The sequence below is a fragment of the Xanthomonas sp. CPBF 426 genome (assembly GCF_903989465.1).
In the GTDB taxonomy this organism is placed as follows: Bacteria; Pseudomonadota; Gammaproteobacteria; order Xanthomonadales; family Xanthomonadaceae; genus Xanthomonas; species Xanthomonas euroxanthea.
In genome coordinates this window covers 3745861-3764129 of sequence record NZ_LR861805.1, presented here as the reverse complement: position 1 = coordinate 3764129, position 18269 = coordinate 3745861, and the positions used below count along the sequence as shown (strand labels likewise).

General features: G+C 66.1%; 12 protein-coding genes and 1 riboswitch. Of the genes, 5 read left to right on the top strand and 7 right to left on the bottom strand.

The window, feature by feature from the left end:
* Positions 1 to 16: 16 nt before the first annotated feature.
* The gene (locus H7A87_RS15930; RefSeq protein WP_119127392.1) at positions 17 to 901 is read right to left on the bottom strand and encodes a LysR family transcriptional regulator; all 885 of its coding nucleotides are present in this window, start codon (positions 899 to 901) and stop codon (positions 17 to 19) included.
* 120 nt (positions 902 to 1021) lie between these two features.
* Between H7A87_RS15930 and leuC the strand changes: the two genes are divergently transcribed.
* The 3 genes from leuC to leuB all read left to right on the top strand — a co-directional run bounded on the left by leuC (position 1022) and on the right by leuB (position 4330).
* Positions 1022 to 2461 carry a 3-isopropylmalate dehydratase large subunit gene (gene leuC, locus H7A87_RS15925; protein ID WP_115677369.1) on the top strand — a complete coding sequence of 480 codons (1440 nt, stop codon included), beginning with the start codon at positions 1022 to 1024 and terminating at the stop codon, positions 2459 to 2461.
* A 71-nt stretch (positions 2462 to 2532) separates the two neighbouring features.
* Complete coding sequence (gene leuD, locus H7A87_RS15920) at positions 2533 to 3180, top strand: 3-isopropylmalate dehydratase small subunit (protein ID WP_104584025.1); 648 nt, start codon at positions 2533 to 2535, stop codon at positions 3178 to 3180.
* Between the two features lie 76 nt (positions 3181 to 3256).
* Complete coding sequence (gene leuB / locus H7A87_RS15915) at positions 3257 to 4330, top strand: 3-isopropylmalate dehydrogenase (RefSeq protein ID WP_119127393.1); 1074 nt, start codon at positions 3257 to 3259, stop codon at positions 4328 to 4330.
* Positions 4331 to 5414: 1084 nt separating this feature from the next.
* Here the strand turns inward: leuB and H7A87_RS15910 are convergent.
* The 5 genes from H7A87_RS15910 to ilvC form a co-directional block, all read right to left on the bottom strand.
* Positions 5415 to 6977: a 2-isopropylmalate synthase gene (locus H7A87_RS15910; RefSeq protein WP_119127399.1), complete on the bottom strand. Its 1563-nt coding sequence runs from the start codon at positions 6975 to 6977 to the stop codon at positions 5415 to 5417.
* Entirely contained in the window at positions 6974 to 8092 is a 1119-nt protein-coding gene (locus H7A87_RS15905; RefSeq protein WP_119127401.1) for a threonine dehydratase, read from the bottom strand. The genes H7A87_RS15910 and H7A87_RS15905 overlap by 4 nt, the downstream gene beginning before the upstream one ends.
* Before the next feature lie 75 nt (positions 8093 to 8167).
* On the bottom strand, positions 8168 to 8425 hold the full coding sequence (locus H7A87_RS15900; protein ID WP_104584030.1) for an ACT domain-containing protein: 258 nt from the start codon (positions 8423 to 8425) through the stop codon (positions 8168 to 8170).
* Positions 8409 to 10130 carry an acetolactate synthase 2 catalytic subunit gene (ilvG, locus tag H7A87_RS15895; RefSeq protein WP_119127403.1) on the bottom strand — a complete coding sequence of 574 codons (1722 nt, stop codon included), beginning with the start codon at positions 10128 to 10130 and terminating at the stop codon, positions 8409 to 8411. The genes H7A87_RS15900 and ilvG overlap by 17 nt, the downstream gene beginning before the upstream one ends.
* Before the next feature lie 42 nt (positions 10131 to 10172).
* Positions 10173 to 11174, bottom strand: coding sequence for a ketol-acid reductoisomerase (gene ilvC / locus H7A87_RS15890; RefSeq protein WP_024940100.1), 1002 nt, complete (start codon positions 11172 to 11174; stop codon positions 10173 to 10175).
* Positions 11175 to 11818: 644 nt separating this feature from the next.
* Here ilvC and ggt point away from each other — a divergent pair.
* Both ggt and H7A87_RS15880 read left to right on the top strand, forming a co-directional pair.
* Positions 11819 to 13528: a gamma-glutamyltransferase gene (gene ggt, locus H7A87_RS15885; protein ID WP_119127405.1), complete on the top strand. Its 1710-nt coding sequence runs from the start codon at positions 11819 to 11821 to the stop codon at positions 13526 to 13528.
* A gap of 80 nt (positions 13529 to 13608) precedes the next feature.
* Positions 13609 to 15447 carry a methyl-accepting chemotaxis protein gene (locus tag H7A87_RS15880; protein ID WP_180496761.1) on the top strand — a complete coding sequence of 613 codons (1839 nt, stop codon included), beginning with the start codon at positions 13609 to 13611 and terminating at the stop codon, positions 15445 to 15447.
* Between the two features lie 9 nt (positions 15448 to 15456).
* Here H7A87_RS15880 and H7A87_RS15875 read toward each other — a convergent pair whose 3' ends face one another.
* On the bottom strand, positions 15457 to 17397 hold the full coding sequence (locus H7A87_RS15875; protein ID WP_232087981.1) for a prolyl oligopeptidase family serine peptidase: 1941 nt from the start codon (positions 17395 to 17397) through the stop codon (positions 15457 to 15459).
* Positions 17398 to 18081: 684 nt separating this feature from the next.
* Positions 18082 to 18179, top strand: a riboswitch (TPP riboswitch).
* Positions 18180 to 18269: the final 90 nt, after the last annotated feature.

The following is an 18269-nucleotide window of genomic DNA, read 5'->3' as shown; positions in this document are numbered from 1 at the left end:
CATGGCGCTGCCGCGCTTACTCCTGCAACTGGTCCGCCTGCGCGTTCAACAAGGCAACAAACGCCTGCGCGGCGCGCGACAAGGTGCGCCCGCCATGGGTCACGCAGCCCAGCTTGCGTGACAGCATCACGTCGGCCAGCGGCAGCGCCACGATCTGGTGATCGATCATGCGTTCCGGCAATACGCTCCACGCAAGGCCGACCGACACCAGCATCTTGATCGTCTCCAGATAGTTGGTGGTCATGCGCAGGCTCGGCACCAGCCCATGCCCAGCGAACAGACCGGCGACGATGCGATGGGTGAACGTGCCCGGATCCGGCAGCACCGCCGGATGCGCCACCACATCCTCCAGCGACACCGCGCGCAATGCGGCAAGCGGGTGATCGGGCGCCACCACGAACTGCAGGCGGTCATGCCAGATCGGTTGCGCGCGCAGCGGCGCACGCGTGTCCGGTGCCAGCGTGGTGACCGCCAGCTCCACCTCGCCGCGCAGCACCGCGGCATAGGCCAGCTCCGAATCCAGGAACTGGATGTCCAGCGCTGCGTGAGGATGCTCCGCGGCGAAACGGCGCAGCAGGGCGGGCAGGCGATGCAGGCCGACATGATGGCTGGTGGCCAGGCTCAGCCGCCCGCCGACCGCCGCGCCAAGATGCTCCAGCACGCGGCGGGTGTCCTGCAGCTCGGCCAGGATGCGTTGCGCACGCGGCAGCAAGGCCTGGCCGGCCTCGGTCAGCACCACCTGGCGGCCCAGGCGGTCGAACAATCGCGCCGACAACTGCCCTTCCAACAAGGCGATGCGTTTGCTCACCGCCGGCTGGGTGAGGTGCAGGGCCTCGCCGGCGGCTGAAAAGCTGCCGCTTTCGGCAATCGCCACGAAGGCGCTGAGGCTTGCCAGGTCCATTGCCATTCCCAAATTTCATTTGTTGAATAAACAATATGAATTTGCGTTATCGAAGGCAAGCTCCTAGCATCGAACGCAGCCAGGTGGGCACTCCCACCATCCGCCAACCGGATCGCCGCAATGACTGCCAAGACGCTGTACGACAAGCTGTGGGACCTGCACGAGGTCACGCGCCGCGACGATGGTTCGTCGCTGATCTACATCGATCGCCACATCCTGCATGAAGTGACCTCGCCGCAAGCGTTCGAAGGCCTGCGCCTGGCCGGGCGCAAGCCGTGGCGCATCGACGCCAACATCGCCACGCCCGACCACAACGTGCCGACCACCCGTGCCGAGCGCCAGGGCGGGCTGGAGTCGATCTCCGACGAAGTCTCGCGGCTGCAGGTGCAGACGCTGGACGAGAACTGCGACGATTTCGGCATCCTCGAGTTCAAGATGAACGATGCGCGCCAGGGCATCGTGCATGTGGTCGGCCCCGAGCAGGGCGCCACCCTGCCGGGCATGACCGTGGTCTGCGGCGATTCGCACACCTCCACGCATGGCGCGTTCGGCGCGCTGGCGCACGGCATCGGCACTTCCGAGGTCGAGCATGTGCTGGCCACGCAATGCCTGATCGCCAAGAAGATGAAGAACATGCAGGTGCGGGTGGAGGGTACGCTGCCGTTCGGGGTGACTGCCAAGGACATCGTGCTGGCGGTGATCGGCAGGATCGGCACCGCCGGCGGCAATGGCCATGCGCTGGAATTTGCCGGCAGCGCGATCCGCGCCCTGTCGATGGAAGGGCGCATGACCATCTGCAACATGTCCATCGAAGCCGGTGCGCGCGTGGGCATGGTGGCGGTGGACGAAAAGACCATTGCCTACGTGCAGGGCCGCCCGTTCGCGCCCAGGGGCGCCGACTGGGAGGCGGCGGTCGCGCTGTGGCGCACGCTGGTTTCCGATGCGGACGCGCACTTCGACACCGTGGTGGAGCTGCGTGCCGAAGACATCAAGCCGCAGGTCAGCTGGGGCACCTCGCCGGAAATGGTGCTGGCGGTCGACCAGCAGGTGCCGGACCCGGCAACCGAACAGGATCCGACCCGGCGCGACTCGATCGAGCGCGCGCTGAAATACATGGGCTTGCGGGCAAACCAGCCGATCACCGAGATCCGCCTGGATCGCGTGTTCATCGGCTCGTGCACCAACTCACGCATCGAGGATCTGCGCGCGGCCGCTGCGGTGGCCCGGGGGCGCAAGGTCGCTGCCACCATCAAGCAGGCGTTGGTGGTCCCGGGCTCGGGCCTGGTCAAGGCACAGGCCGAAGCCGAAGGCCTGGACAAGGTGTTCCTGGACGCCGGCTTCGAATGGCGCGAGCCGGGGTGCTCGATGTGCCTGGCGATGAACCCGGACAAGCTGGGCAGCGGCGAACACTGCGCCTCCACCTCCAACCGCAACTTCGAAGGCCGCCAGGGCGCCGGCGGCCGCACCCACTTGGTCAGCCCGGCCATGGCCGCAGCAGCGGCGGTCAGCGGGCATTTTGTTGATGTGCGTGCGTTGCAGGGAATCGAGAATCGGGAATAGAGAATCGCAACGTCCGTCCCGTCTCCGCTCTGCCAATTCCCCATTCTCTACTCCCAATTCCCGGCCTTTCAATGACCCCTTTCACCCAACACACCGGACTGGTGGCGCCGCTGGATCGCGCCAACGTCGATACCGACCAGATCATTCCCAAGCAATTCCTCAAGTCGATCAAGCGCACCGGCTTCGGGCCGAACCTGTTCGACGAATGGCGCTACCTGGACGTCGGCGAGCCTGGCCGCGACAACAGCCAGCGCCCGCTCAACCCGGAGTTCGTGCTCAATTTCCCGCGCTACCAGGGCGCCAGCGTCCTGCTGGCACGCGAGAACTTCGGCTGCGGTTCCTCGCGCGAACACGCGCCGTGGGCGCTGGACGAATACGGCTTCCGCGCGGTGATCGCGCCCAGCTTTGCCGACATCTTCTTCAACAACAGTTTCAAGAACGGCCTGCTGCCGATCGTGCTGGCCGAAGCAGAAGTGGACGCCCTGTTCGCGCAATGCCTGGCCACCGAGGGCTACCGACTCACCGTGGATCTGGCCGCACAGCGCGTGCGCCGCCCCGATGGCGTGGAATACGGCTTCGAGATCGATGCGTTCCGCAAGCACTGCCTGCTCAACGGGCTGGACGACATCGGTCTGACCCTGCAGGACGCCGATGCGATCGGCCGCTTCGAGCAAGGGCATCGCGCGCGTCAACCGTGGCTGTTCGGCGCGCTGCAGTAATTCCGCCGGCACGTACCGACGACCCGGTTGCGTCAGTACGTGCTGCGCTGTGTTTGATTTCACTGACGAGGATTGCATGAGCAAGCAGATTCTGATTCTTCCCGGCGACGGCATTGGCCCGGAGATCATGGCCGAAGCGGTCAAGGTGCTGACGCGCATCGATGCGCAGCATGGGCTGGGTGTCAGCCTGGTATATGACGAACTGGGCGGTGCGGCCTACGACAAGTACGGCAGCCCGCTGGCCGACGAAACGCTGGAGCGCGCACGCGCCGCCGACGCGGTGCTGCTGGGTGCGGTCGGTGGGCCGCAATGGGACACCATCGATCCATCGCTGCGCCCGGAGCGCGGCCTGCTCAAGATCCGCTCGCAGCTCGGGTTGTTCGCCAACCTGCGTCCGGCGCTGCTGTATCCGCAGCTGGCCGATGCCTCCACGCTCAAGCCTGAGGTAGTGTCGGGGCTGGATCTGTTGATCCTGCGCGAGCTCACCGGCGGCATCTATTTCGGTCAGCCGCGTGGCACGCGCACGCTGGAAAATGGCGAGCGTCAGGCCTACGACACGCTGCCCTACAGCGAAAGCGAGATCCGCCGCATCGCCAAGGCCGGCTTCGAGATGGCACGCCTGCGCGGCAAGAAGCTGTGCTCGGTCGACAAGGCCAACGTCCTGGCATCGAGCCAGCTGTGGCGCGCGGTCGTCGAAGAGGTGGCCAAGGACTATCCGGACATTGCGCTGTCGCACATGTACGTGGACAACGCGGCGATGCAGTTGGTGCGTGCGCCCAAGCAGTTCGATGTGATCGTGACCGACAACATGTTCGGCGACATCCTGTCCGATCAGGCGTCGATGCTCACCGGCTCGATCGGCATGCTGCCTTCGGCCTCGCTGGATGCCAACAACAAGGGCATGTACGAGCCATGTCATGGCTCCGCGCCGGACATCGCAGGCAAGGGCATTGCCAATCCGTTGGCCACCATCCTGTCGGTGGCAATGATGTTGCGCTACACCTTCACGCAATCGGCTGCGGCGGATGCCATCGAGGAAGCGGTCGGCAAGGTGCTCGACCAGGGCCTGCGCACCGCCGATATCTGGTCGGAAGGCACGACCAAGGTCGGCACCGTGGCAATGGGGGACGCAGTGGTGGCCGCGCTGTAACAGCGCCCGCATTCCTGAAGCGTTGTGGTGCGCAGGAGTGGCCGGCATGCGGGTGTTGGTCAGTAGCGCGATGCCGCATCCCGGTCCTCAGCTGGCGACAGCAATTGGTGGTGCTTGCGCGCGTGCCGGCGTGGGACCTTGAGCGGCATGGATGCCGCGCCAGAGCCTACAAGGACGTACTTGCGGCGTGTCCCACGCCGGTACGTGTGCAAGCGCCCGCAGGAGACCGGAGCACTCGCATGGAACGCCAGATGTCATACACAATGCCGGTCGGTGTGCGGAGTTGGTCGGCGGCGCGGCGCCGCATCCAGTGTCGGGACACGCCGTGAATCCATCCCTGGAGGCTCGGTGGCGGCATCCATGCCGCCACACGGTCCCGCCCCCGGACGCGACACCACGCTCCCAATATTGCCGCCTCTGATCGGCAAGCAATGCTTTTAAGTTCGCGTGGAACGCCAGATGTCGTGCGCAAGATTGATCGGTAAGCGGAGTTGGTCGGCGGCGCGGCGCCGCATCCGGTGTCGGGACACGCCGTAAATCCGTCCCTGGAGGCTCGGTGGCGGCATCCATGCCGCCACACGGTCCCGCCCCCGGAAGCGACACCACGCTTGCACCATTGCTATCGCTGATCGGCAAGCAATGCTTCAAGCACGTGTTGATGCCTGCAGACTTCCCAGCCGATGTAATCGGCAAGCCATCTATCTGCTCACGTCGCCAGGATGGACGCTCCGAAGGACCTCCAGCTCAACATGCCCTCTGCATTTCTTTCCGCAACCGATAGCAATTGGTGGTGCTTGCGCGGGTGCCGGTGTGGGACCTTGAGCGGCATGGATGCCGCGCCAGAGCCTACATGGACGTACTTGCGGCGTGTCCCACGCCGGTACACGTGCAAGCGCCCGCAGCAGACCGAAGCATTCGCACAAAACCGGCAGATCTCGTGTGCGAGGTTGTTCTGTGTCGGTACGAGTGCACGCGCCCGCAGCAGCCCGACGCACTTGCAAGAAAGTTGGAACACCAAAACCAAAACGGCCAGCAGATCACGCTGCCGGCCGTCAGGTCTTCATCGTCTAGCAAACTACCGTTATTACGCCACCGCAGCCGTCTTGCCCGCGACCACGCCGCGCTCGCGCTGACGCAACAGGCGGTTGGCCACATCCAGCCAGGCCAGTGCGCTGGCTTCGATGATGTCCTTGCTGGTGCCGGTGCCTTCGTATTCCACGCCGTCGTGGCGCACGCTCAGGCTGGCTTCGCCACGTGCGTCCGCGCCGATGCCCACGCTGTGCACCTGGTAGCTGTCCAGCTCCAGCTTCACACCGGTGGCCGAGGCCAACGCGCCGAATAGCGCGTCCACCGGACCATTGCCCTGCGCGGTTTCGGCCACGCGGTTGCCTTCCGGATCGGACAATTCCACCAGCGCATTGGCACGGCTGCCGACATCGCTGATGGTCATCGACGCCAGCCGGTACCCTTCCTGCACGGTGGCGTCCTGCATCAATGCCTGCAGGTCCGCGTCGGTGACCACGCGCTGCTTTTCGCACAGTGCCTTGAACTGCTCGAAGACCAGTTTGACCTCTTCTTCCTCCAGCAGATATCCCAGGGCACGCAGGCGCTGCTCCACTGCCGCGCGGCCGCTGTGGCGGCCCAGCACCATCTGCGAGGACTCCCAGCCCACGTCTTCCGGGCGCATGATTTCGTAGGTGCCGCGATGGCGCAGCATGCCGTGCTGGTGGATGCCCGACTCGTGCGCGAACGCATTGCCGCCCACCACCGCCTTATTGCGCTGCACCGGCATGCCGACCAGGCGTTGCAGCAACTGCGAGGTGGAGACGATGCGTGGCGTGTTGATGTCGGTATCGATGTTGTAGAACGCACCGCGCACCTTCAGTGCCATGGTGATTTCTTCCAGCGCACAATTGCCGGCGCGCTCGCCGATGCCGTTGATGGTGCATTCGACCTGGCGTGCACCGCCTTCGATCGCCGCCAGCGAATTGGCCACCGCCAGGCCCAGATCGTTGTGGCAGTGCGCACTGAAGATGACCCTGTCGGCACCTTCCACGCTGGCGATCAGGCGCGAGAACATGCCGCGGATTTCTTCCGGCGTGGTAAAGCCCACGGTGTCCGGCAGATTGATCGTGGTGGCACCGGCGGCGATCGCCACGCGCGCGACCTCGGCCAGGAAATCCTCCTCGGTGCGGGTGGCGTCCTCGGCGGAGAACTCGACATCGTCGATATAGCCGCGCGCCAGCGTCACATGCCTGTGCACCGATTCCAGCACCTGCTCGCGGCTCATGCGCAGCTTGTGCTCGCGATGCAGCGGGCTGGTGGACAGGAAGACATGCAGGCGCGGATTGGCGGCCGCTTCCAGTGCACGTGCGGAAGTTTCGATATCGGCCTGCAGGCAGCGCGACAGCACCGCCAGTGTGGGGCGACGCAACTCGCGGCCGATCATCGCCACCGCCTCGCGGTCGGAATGCGAACTGGCCGGGAAACCGGTTTCGATGATGTCCACGCCGAGCTCGTCCAGCGCGCGCGCCATCACCAGCTTTTGCTGGGGCGTCATGCTGCAGCCGGGGGATTGCTCGCCGTCGCGCAGGGTGGTGTCGAAAATTCGGATACGCGGGGTCTGGTTGGATACGGTCGTGTTCACCAGGATGACTCCTCTACGGCGATGGCGGTGACAGGCGTTGAAGCGACTGCGGATGGGCGGGAAAGGACGGATGTTTCGGGAAGTGACTTGGCGCTGCGTTCGTTGCGCAGCCGCTCGGTATTGCGACGACGCGGCTTGCGTGGCGGCCGCGGCCGCACCTCGGACAAGAGTGTGGCCAGAACAGTTGCGTCGATATTACCGCCAGAGACCACCGCGCACTTGCGTTTGCCTGAAACGCGACGACCGGCGGCCAGTGCCAGCGCGCCAGCGCCCTCGGCGATGACGTGTTCCTCCAGCGCCAGGCGCACCAGGGTCTCGCGCAATTCGGCCTCGCGCACGATCACCACATCGTCAAGCAGGCTCGAGCACAGACGGCGGGTCAGAAAGCCGGGAATCTTGACCTTCACGCCATCGGCCAGCGTGGGGACCGGAGTGATTTCGCGGAAGTCGCCGCGCACGGCACGGGCCATCGAATCGACGCCCTCCACCTGCGCGCCGACGATGCGCACGCCTTGGGATTTCAGTGCCAGAGCCACCCCGGAGGCCAGCCCGCCGCCGCCAATCGGCACGATCACCACGTCAGGGGCATGCGCAGCCAGTTCGATGCCGACCGTGCCTTGCCCGGCGATCACGTCCGGGTCGTCGAAGGCGGACAGAAAGCGATAGCCGTTCTGCTCGGCCAGCTCACGCGCGAACGCAAACGCTTCGTCGTAGCTGTTGCCATGCTGGCGGACGGTGGCGCCCCAGTGGGCGACGCCGGCAATCTTGGTCTGCGGCGCGCCGTAGGGCATCACCGTGATGGCCTGCACGCCCAGCCGGTACGCCGACCAAGCCACGCCCTGCGCATGGTTGCCGGCCGATGCGCAGATCACCGGGCGCTCGTCGCCGCGTTCCAGGCCCGCCAGCAACGCGTTCAATGCGCCGCGCACCTTGTAGGAGCCGGTGCGCTGCAGGTTTTCCAGCTTCAACCACACACCGAAGCGCTCGGCGTAATGCAGCGGCGTGGGCGATAGGTACTTGCGCAGACGTGCCTGTGCGGCCAACACGTCGGCTACGCTGACGGCCACGTCGCCTACGTCTGGCTCCTGCGAGGAGGGGCGGCCGGAATCAGGCATTGCGGCACGCGCACGGCCGATCCGGAAGAAGACACCTCCGGATGGCGATTTGCTGGTCGCGCGAGGTCTGGGCGTTCATGCCGCAACCTCGACCGAGTCCAGCGCGGTGATCACCACCGACTCGCAGTCGTACACTTTTTCCAGCTGCAGGCGCAGCGTCTCCGGCGGGCGCGTGCTGTCCACGTCCAGTTGCAGATGCCAGCGGCCGGCATCGTCCGGTGCGCAGGCGCCCTGGATGGCGCAGGGGCGAAAGCCGCGTCGCTCGGTCATGCCGAGCACGCGCACCAGGGCGCCTTCGGCCGGCGTCAGCACCAGATCAAGCCGGTAACGCATGCGATGTCTCCTTGGCCGCGTGTGCGGGATTGCTGTCCAGCATGGTGCTGTTGGCGTTGTTGGGCGGCACCAGTGGCCACACGTTGGCGCGTGCGTCGATGGCCACGTGCAGCAGGCCGGGGCCGGGTTGTGCCAGCAGCTCGGCCAGCGCCGCGTCCACGTCGCCGCGCGCGATGATGCGCTTGGCGGGGATGCCGAAGACCTGCGCCAACGCCGCAAAATCCGGATTGTCGGACAGGTCGATTTCGCTGTAGCGCTCGGCAAAGAAAAGCTCCTGCCACTGCCGCACCATGCCCAGCGAACTGTTGTCCAGCAGCACGATCTTCACCGGCAGCTTGCAGCGCGCGATCGTCACCAGCTCCTGCACGTTCATCATGAAGCTGCCGTCACCGGATACCAGCACCACGGTGCGGTCGGGGCAGGCGAACTGCGCGCCCATCGCCGCAGGCAGGCCGAAGCCCATCGTGCCGAGCGCGCCGCTGGTGAGGTGGTTGCGCGGATCGTTGAAGCGGCAATGCTGGGCCACCCACATCTGATGCTGGCCCACGTCGCAGGCGATGATGGTGTCGGCCGGGGCCACTTCGCTCAGGCGCTTGAGCAACGCCGGCGCGTAGATATCGGTACCGGGCGCGTCGTAGCGCGCGCCGAATTTCTCGCGGTTGGCAAAGCAGCGCGTGCGCCACGCCTGGCAATTGCCGCGTGCCGCGCTCAGCGCTTTCAGGCTGGTCGCCACATCGCCGGGCACGGCGATGTCGGCCGTGCGCAGCTTGGAAATTTCATAGGCGTCGGCATCCAGGTGGATGACGCGTGCGAAGGGTGCGAATTCGCTCAGCTTGCCAGTGGCACGGTCGTCGAAGCGCGCGCCGACAACGACCAGCAGATCGCATTCCTGGATCGCCATATTGGCCGCGCGCGTGCCATGCATGCCCAGCATGCCCAGATAGTCCGGATGCGCATGCGGCAACGCGCCCAGGCCGCGCAAGGTCAGCGCGGTGGGGATGCCGGTGGCTTCGACAAAGCGCCGGAACGCCTCCACCGCGCCGGCCAGCGCGATCCCGCCACCGCCGTACACCACCGGGCGTTCGGCGCTCGCGATGGCCGCCAGCGCTTCGGCCAATTTCGCATCTTCCGGGGCCAGAGGCGGCAGCACTGCCGCCGGCACATGATCGGGCAGATGCGATGCATCGGCGATCTGCACGTCCTTGGGCAGGTCGATCAGCACCGGCCCGGGACGCCCCTCGCGCGCGATGCGGAACGCTTCGCGCACCATGCCCGGAAGATCCTCCACGCGCCGCACCAGGAAGCTGTGCTTGACGATCGGCATGGTCATGCCGAACACATCCAGTTCCTGGAACGCATCGGTGCCCAGCAGCGGCGTGGCGACCTGGCCGGTCAGGCACACCATCGGGACCGAATCGAGCATCGCATCGGCGATGCCGGTGACCAGATTGGACGCGCCCGGGCCGGAGGTGGCCACGCACACGCCGACCCGGCCGCTGGCACGGGCGTAGCCGTTGGCGGCCAGGGCGGCGCCCTGTTCGTGACGGACCAGGATGTGCTTGAGCCTGGAATCCACCAGGGCGTCGTAGAACGGCATGATGGTGCCGCCCGGATAACCGAACAGCGTTTCCACGCCTTCGGCTTCCAGGGCCTGCGTCAGCCAGCGCGCGCCGTTGCGGGGCGTGCTGTGTGCGGAGGTGTTCATGCGTTGCGGACCTTCGGTGTTAGCGGTGGGGGTGCGGCGGCATTACGCCGCTTGTTGATTCGCGGGTGCGGCGGCGGCTTGTTGCTGCCCGTTGAGCCACACCATCTTGGCGCGCAGCTTCTTGCCCACTTCCTCGATCGGGTGCTCCAGATCGGCCTGCTTGAACTTGGTGTAGTTCGGCAGGCCCGCTTCGTATTCGGCCACCCAGTTCTTGGTGAAGGTGCCGTTCTGGATGTCGGTCAGCACGTCCTTCATGCGCGCCTTGGTGCTGGCGTCGATCACGCGCGGGCCGCTGACATAGTCACCGTATTGCGCCGTTTCGGACACGAATTCCAGCATGCGGGTGATGCCGCCTTCGTAAAACAGGTCCACGATCAACTTCAGTTCGTGCAGCACTTCGTAATACGCGATCTCCGGCTGGTAACCGGCTTCCACCAATACTTCGAAACCGGCCTGCACCAGCGACGAGGCGCCGCCGCACAGCACTGCCTGCTCGCCGAACAGATCGGTCTCGGTCTCTTCCTTGAAGGTGGTCTTGATGATGTTGGCACGCGCCCCGCCCAGGCCGCCGGCATAGGTCAGCGCGAACTGCTCGGCCTTGCCGCTGGTGTCCTGGTAGACCGCGTAGATGCACGGCACGCCGCGACCGATTTCATACTCGCGACGTACCAGCGCACCCGGGCCCTTCGGCGCGACCAGCACCACGTCCAGGTCGGCGCGCGGGGTGATCATGTCGAAATGCACGTTCAGGCCATGCGCGAACAGCAGGCAGGCGCCCTGTTTCATGTTCGGGGCGATGACCTCCTCGTAGAGCTTCTTCTGCACCATGTCCGGGGTCAGGATCGCGACCAGGTCGGCACTCTTCACCGCCTCGGCTGGCGCCACCACGGTGAAGCCGTCGGCCTGGGCCTTGGATTCGGTCGGCCCACCTGCACGCAGGCCGACAGTGACGTCGAAGCCGGAATCGCGCAAGTTCAGCGCATGTGCGCGGCCCTGGCTGCCGTAGCCGATGATCGCGATTTTCGGTTGGGTGTCGTTGCTCATGGAGTAGTCCTTGCGGGGTTTGGCAGTGGGAAAGAAATCAGCCGGCAGTGCAGACACTGGCCGGCCAGGCAAAATGGGGATGGACGATGGCACTGCGCATGCACGCGCAAGCACCAGCGCGCCGGTGGGCACGCGTGATGGGCATTGCGGCGATGGTAGTGATGTCGTTCATGTCATTCGAAACTTTTGGTGGTCCCTGAAACGCGAAACCCCGCGCCGTTGCCGGTGCGGGGTCTGATCGAAGCCTTGTGTGTCTGTTGCCTACACGAAGTCCCGTCCCGCACCGGTTGGCGAGGTAATAAGTACGAGCACGAGAAGCGACGCTGCCGACGCGCCGATGGGCGTGGACACTGGGGCGTTCGAGGTGGTGTGGCGGTGCGGCATGAGACCGAGATAACCATCGCTGCTGGTGGGGTGTCAACCCTTGCGCGTGAAACGGCCGCGTCAATGGGCGCTGTGTCGCGCAAAACCGCGTGGCAGCAGCATGGTTGCTGTTGAAACCGGATCGGTACGGGCCAGCGGCAGGCGCTACGCGTCACCAAATGCGCGGCATTTGTGCTGACAGGCAGTGCGTGCCGAACGATGTGGCCCCACCCGCTGGTATGGTTGACCGCTCACATGTGGTGTTTCGGGGATCGTCTGTCATGCGTCGCGTACCTGTGTTGTTGGTGTCTGCCTTGGCGCTGCTTGCGCCACCTCTGAGTGCTGCCGACCGGATCACCGGGCAGCCGTTTGCCACCCGCTCGGAAGTCATCGCCCCGCACGCAATGGCGGCGACCTCGCAGCCGTTGGCCACCCAGATCGCGCTAGATGTGATGAAGGGCGGCGGCTCGGCGGTGGATGCGGCGATCGCCGCCAATGCCGCGCTGGGGCTGATGGAGCCGACCGGCAACGGCGTGGGCGGGGATCTGTTCGCCATCGTCTGGGACCCCAGGACCAGCAAGCTCTACGGCTACAACGGCTCGGGCCGCTCGCCGAAGTCGCTGACCCTGGCCGAGTTCCAGCGCCGTGGGTTGAAGGACATTCCGCCGACCGGCCCGTTGCCGGTGTCGGTGCCGGGCGCGGTGGATGGCTGGTTCGCGTTGAATGAGCGCTTCGGGCGCAAGCCGATGGCGCAGAACCTGGCCCCGGCCATCCGTTATGCCCGCGAAGGCCATCCGGTGGCCGAAACCATCGCCTATTACTGGGACCGCTCGGTGCCGCGCCTGTCGCAGTACCCCGGCTTCAAGGAGCAGTTCACCATCGACGGCCATGCCCCGCGCAAGGGCGAGCTGTGGAAGAATCCCAACCTGGCCAACACCTTGCAGCAGATCGCCGACGGCGGCCGCGATGCGTTCTACAAGGGCGATATCGCCCGCACCATCGGCGCCTATTTCAAGGCCAATGGCGGCTACCTGAGCTACGAGGATCTGGCCATCCACACCGGCGAGTGGGTGGAGCCGGTGTCCACCAACTACCGTGGCGTTGATGTCTGGGAGTTGCCGCCCAACAGCCAGGGCATTGCCGCGCTGCAGATGCTCAACATCCTGGAGGGCTACGACTTCTCCAAGATCCCGTACGGCTCGGCCGAGCACGTGCACCTGTTCACCGAAGCCAAGAAGCTGGCCTTCGCCGACCGCGCGCGTTTCTATGCCGACCCGGCGTTCCAGCCGGCGCCGCTGGCCAGGTTGATCTCCAAGGATTACGCCGCGCAGCGTCGCGCGCTGATCTCCATGGACAAGGCGCTCAAGGAGGTGCAGCCGGGCACGCCCAAGCAGCTGGAAGAAGGCGACACCATCTACATGACCGTGGCCGATGCCGACGGCATGATGGTGTCGTTGATCCAGTCCAATTACCGCGGCATGGGCAGCGGCATGGCCCCGCCGGGGCTGGGCTTCATCCTGCAGGACCGTGGCGAGATGTTCGTGCTGAAGAAGGATCACCCCAACGGCTACGCGCCGGGCAAGCGGCCGTTCCAGACCATCATTCCCGCCTTCGTCACCAAGGACGGCAAGCCGTGGCTGAGCTTCGGGGTGATGGGCGGGGCGATGCAGCCGCAGGGCCACGTGCAGATCGTGATGAACCTGGTGGACTTCCACATGAATCTGCAGGAAGCCGGTGACGCGCCGCGCATCCAGCACGAAGGCTCCACCGAGCCGACCGGCCAGGCCACCGCGATGAGCGATGGCGGTGAGGTCAATCTGGAAACCGGCTTCTCCTACGACACCATTCGCGCGCTGATGCGCAAGGGCCACCGGGTGATCTTTGCCGATGGCCCGTATGGCGGATATCAGGCGATCGCGCGTGATCCGGCCAGCGGGGTGTATTACGGCGCCTCGGAAAGCCGCAAGGACGGGCAAGCCGCCGGTTACTGAGCAGGCGCCTGCGGATGCATGGCGCCGCTCAATTGCAGCTGCGGCGCGCCGCTAATGATGGTGATGGATTAGGAACGCCCATGAGCTCGATGCAAAAGCCCGGTCCGCCGTCGCAAACGCAGGCGGCGCTGCTCCCCGATGCACCGGTCGCGCTGCTGCGGCTATCGGCCGAGGCCTGCGTAGTGGCCTGCAACCGCGCAGGCCTGGACGTCCTGGGCAAGACCGCCAGCGAGCTGCAGGGCGCGCCGGTGTCGGTGGTGTGGGGATTGAGTGCAGCCGATCTGGCCGGCGAAGACGGCGTATGGGCCGCCCCCGGCGACGACCCGGCCCGGCGCGTGCGCTATGTGCGCGACCGCGAGCACGGGGGCTGGATGCTGTCGCTGCCGCATGTGGAAACCGCGATCCTGCTGCGCGAAGCCACCCGCCTGGCCGAAGACAGCCGGCCGGTGCCGATCTCGCCGCTGCTGCAGCCATTGGTGGCGCGCCTGCAGGCCGAACATGAAGACCGCACCGTACTCGAGCGCACCGCCCAGGCACTGGCCGGGTGCGAGCTGGAGCTGTTGCTGCCGCCCGGTCTGTCCGAGACCGACATGGGGCGCCGGCTGCAGGCCGGCTTCGGCAATCTGGCCGAAGCGATCCGCCAGGCAGTGGCGTTGTCGGTGCAGATCGCTGCCGAAGTGCCGCCGCTGGTGGCCGAAAACGACGAGATGGTACGTCAGTCGCAGGCGCAGACCGACGCGCTGGATGGCGCGCGCACCGCGGTGGAGCGCCTTGCTGCGAGCCTGCAGGACGTCAATGCCGATCTGGCGCAGGTGATTGCGCTGGCCGCCAGCGCCGACGACAGCGCACGTCAGGGCGTCGCTGCCGCACATGCGCTGGGCCAGGCCATGCACGAGGTGGAACGTCGCGCGGCGCGTGCCGGCGAGGTCATCGAAGTCATCGACTCGGTGGCGTTCCAGACCAATATCCTGTCGATCAACGCCAGCATCGAAGCGGCGCACGCCGGCGATGCCGGGCGCGGCTTTGCGGTGGTCGCCACCGAGATCCGCCGCCTGGCCGAACGGGCCGCAGCTGCAGCGCGCGACGTGCGCGCGATCCTGGCCGAAACCAGCGCCGCGGTGGGCGAGGGCGCGGCCTCGGCGCGCGGCACCGAAGCGGTGCTCGATGGCATCACCCGCGTGCTCGGCCAGGCCAGCAGCGCGATGACCACGGTGGCCGGGCGGATCCAGGCGCAGGACGGCGAGATTCGCGGCATCGAACGTGCCGTCGATGGCGTGGTGGCGCTGGGGCGCAGCAACCTGCAGCATGCCGCGCATGTGGCCGAACGCAGCGAGGCGCTGGAGCGCGGCACCGAGACGCTGCGCGACTGCGTGGGCCTGTTCCGTCTGCCGGCCGATCCGCTGGCAGTTCCCCGCCACGCGCGCGTCAAGGAACTCGCCGTGGCCGCCGCCGCTCGCATCGGCACCGCCCTGGCGCAGGCCATCGCACGCGGCCAGATCGACGAAGCGGCGCTGTTCGCACGCACCTACACGCCGATTGCCGGCGTGGAGCCCGCCAAGTTCAGCACCGACTTCGATGCGCTTTGCGACGCGGTGTTGCCTGCCTTGCAGGAGCCGCTGCTGGATGCGCATCCCTGGATCGTGTTCGCGATCTGCGCCAATCCCGATGGTTATGTGCCCACGCACAACCTTCGCTTCACCCAGCCGCTGACCGGCGATCCCAAGCGCGATCTGGTCGGCAACCGCACCAAGCGCAAGTTCACCGACCGTGTCGGCCGCAGCGTGGGCGCGCACACCGACCCGTACCGCCTGCAGGTCTACCGCCGCGACACCGGCCAGATCATGTTCGACCTGTCGGTGCCGATCTACGTCGGCCGCAGGCACTGGGGCGGTTTGCGGGTGGGCTATACGCTGGACTAGCGCGCCGCGTCACTGCGGCGCGGCGGATACGGCACTGGACGTCGCCGTCGCAGTGTCGCCACCCAACTGCTCGGCAAGAAAACGTTCCAGGGTGCGATAGAACGTGATCTGGTTGGCCTCCTTGTAGAAACCGTGTCCCTCCTTGGGAACGGACATCCATTGCGGCGCGTTGCCGCTGCGCGTCAATGCCGCGCGCAGGCTCTTGGCCTGTGCGAAGGGAGCTCGCTCGTCCTCTTCGCCGTGCACGAGCAGCACCGGCACCTTGATGCGATCAGCCAGCATCACCGGGGAGTGCGCCGCCAGTTCAGCCGTATCACGGCCAATGGCGCGCTCCAGATAATTCAGCCCGTAGTCGCTGCGATTGATGTCGCCCTTGCTGTACATCATCTGCAGGTCGTAGATGCCGGCCACGCCCACCGCGCAGCGGAACAACTCCGGCGCCTTGACCTGCACCATCATGGCGGCATACGCGCCGAAGCTGGCGCCATAGCTGCAGATACGCGTCTGATCGGCGAGTCCCTGGCCCACTGCCCAGCGAACGCCGTCGACCAGATCGTCCTGGATACGCTCGCCCCATTGGCGATACCCGGCGCGCTCGAACCGGTTGCCACGCCCCAGGCCGCCGCGGTAATTGACCTGCAGCACCAGATAGCCGCGGCTGGCCAGGAACTGGGCGTCGGTATCGAAGGCCCAGCCATCGCCATCTGCATGCGGGCCACCGTGCGGCAGCAGGATCATCGGCAGCCGTTCACCGCGTGCGGCGGTGCCGGGGACGGTGAGCACGCCGTCCAGGATCAACCCGTCGCTGGCCTGAAACGTCACCATGCGCCGCTCGTTCATCTGCGCCGCCGGCAATGCACTGCGTGCCTTGATGACAAGTTTCAGCGTGTTGCTCGGCCGGTCGAAGATGTACCAGGCACCTGCATCGCGGTCGCTATAGGCCCGTAGCAGCAGGCCGCTGCCGTCCTCGGTGAAATTGACGAAGTCCACGTACTGGCCGGCCAGGGTCTGGCTCAGGCTCCGGTGCAGTTGCGCTTCGGCAGTGTCCTGCTCGAAATAGCGCAGCGTCGGCCGCCCTGGTCCAAGTCGTGCAGCAAATGGCGTCTGCGGCGCCGGACCCCACTGCAGATCGTCCACGCTGTAGAACGGGTCCGACGCGAGCACGCTGCGCTGCTGGCCGTCGGGATCGCTGGCCACCAGGACTGCAGGGCCACCGGCCTCGCTATACCAGCCGTAGACGCGGCCAGGCTGCCGTGCAAATGCGATCGGTCGCCAGTTGGCCTGGACCTGGGACATCGGCGACCAGCCATTACCCGATCGGCGGAACAGCAACGGGTTATCGTTGTCGTCGGTGCCGTACGCGTATTGCGCCACACCATCGTGGTCGAGCACGAAGCGCAGATCGGGGACGTCGACGTCTGCCATCAGGCGATGGGTAGTGGTGCTGGCGTCGACGTCGTAGAGCATCGAGTGGCGCGAGTCCAGCGACAGGCGTCGCATGTAGAAGTGCCCGTTGCGGCGACTCGGCAGGCCCTCGATATAGCCGAACCCGCGCTCCAGCCCCGCGTTGCGGGTGCTTTGCAGGTAGCCGTACACATAGCGCTGATTGCTGCCATCCAGATCGGTGGCGATGATTTCGCCCATCGGCATGGGCTCTTCCAGCGAGCCGAGTTTGCGCCCCTTGCCGATCACCAGCCGGCGGTCGCTGACCCAGGCAATGCGCACCGGCAATTCATAGCGCGGCAGGCGCAGCATCGTGGTGGACTGCATGCCGGCAATGCGGTAGACCACCAGCGCGTAGTTGCCATCGCCCAGATCCGCGCTGACCGCCAGATGCTTCCCATCGGGCGACATCGCCGGCGAGGAGATCGGGCCGGATTCGACGAAGGCCTCTACAGGCGGCGGGGACGCGGCCTGCGCAGTCCCTGAAAAAAAACCCATCAGCAGCATCGCTGCCCAGCCAAACCGGTGCATCCCTTGCATCTGCGTCGTCCATTCCCCTGTTTCACAGAAAGATAACGAACCGGCGATAGCTGTGGCAAGTGGATAAAAAAAAGCCGCCGAAGATCGGCGGCAGGGAGAGAGAGCAGGTTTCTTGTTGTGGTGACTGCAGGCTAGCGGTGTGATGTGCCGTGGAAATGTCCGTGCATGGCACCACCGCGCTGCTGCGTGCCAGGTCGCCGGTGACGTGGCAGTCCTGGCACGTGGACAACGACTTCCCCAAAGTGGTCGTTGTGACAACCGGCGTGTCCAGGCAGCGGACCGGCGGGTCATGGGTGCGATCAGAAGCGCTGGGCGTCTACGTGTGGCTGCAGCATCCCGGGATGGCCCAGGCCGAATCGAACGCGTTGGCAGACGCGCCGTTCGCGAGTGCGCGTCCTGTTGCAGTGCGAGGTGTGCAGCGCGAGGAAGCTCCTGCAGTGCTTCAGTGCCGCTGCGCGTGTGCTGCCGACCTGCGCTGCCATACACGGACAGGCTGTCGCTGCCGAAGGTGACAACGCAGCGTTGGTCATCGCCAGGCGAGCGCGGCCGCTGCACGCAACGGCCTACACCAGGCGTGCATCTCATCGCCGAGCGCGGTGCCGACAGCTGGCGACATTTTTTAGCCGCGCAGGGTGCGATGTGGTTTAATCGCCGCCGAAGTGGGGGTACCGCAGTGCGCTGCGGTTGAGATAGTCCCTTCGAACCTGATCCGGCTGATACCGGCGTAGGGAAGCTTCGTTAGATGCGATGGTCCGTGCCGTGCACGGGCGCATCGCCATTGAGCGCCGCCGCTTCGTCCGCCTGCGACTCCTTCGCAGAGCCAGCGCCGTGGGTGCTGG

What these genes read in the sequence shown, in the direction of transcription:
- H7A87_RS15905 (WP_119127401.1), bottom strand. Translation starts at nt 8,092, where the DNA reads ATGCCTGATTCCGGCCGCCCCTCCTCGCAGGAGCCAGACGTAGGCGAC.
- ilvC (WP_024940100.1), bottom strand. Translation starts at nt 11,174, where the DNA reads ATGAGCAACGACACCCAACCGAAAATCGCGATCATCGGCTACGGCAGC.
- H7A87_RS15930 (WP_119127392.1), bottom strand. Translation starts at nt 901, where the DNA reads ATGGACCTGGCAAGCCTCAGCGCCTTCGTGGCGATTGCCGAAAGCGGC.
- H7A87_RS15875 (WP_232087981.1), bottom strand. Translation starts at nt 17,397, where the DNA reads ATGCTGCTGATGGGTTTTTTTTCAGGGACTGCGCAGGCCGCGTCCCCG.
- leuC (WP_115677369.1), top strand. Translation starts at nt 1,022, where the DNA reads ATGACTGCCAAGACGCTGTACGACAAGCTGTGGGACCTGCACGAGGTC.
- H7A87_RS15900 (WP_104584030.1), bottom strand. Translation starts at nt 8,425, where the DNA reads ATGCGTTACCGGCTTGATCTGGTGCTGACGCCGGCCGAAGGCGCCCTG.
- H7A87_RS15880 (WP_180496761.1), top strand. Translation starts at nt 13,609, where the DNA reads ATGAGCTCGATGCAAAAGCCCGGTCCGCCGTCGCAAACGCAGGCGGCG.
- ggt (WP_119127405.1), top strand. Translation starts at nt 11,819, where the DNA reads ATGCGTCGCGTACCTGTGTTGTTGGTGTCTGCCTTGGCGCTGCTTGCG.
- leuD (WP_104584025.1), top strand. Translation starts at nt 2,533, where the DNA reads ATGACCCCTTTCACCCAACACACCGGACTGGTGGCGCCGCTGGATCGC.
- ilvG (WP_119127403.1), bottom strand. Translation starts at nt 10,130, where the DNA reads ATGAACACCTCCGCACACAGCACGCCCCGCAACGGCGCGCGCTGGCTG.
- leuB (WP_119127393.1), top strand. Translation starts at nt 3,257, where the DNA reads ATGAGCAAGCAGATTCTGATTCTTCCCGGCGACGGCATTGGCCCGGAG.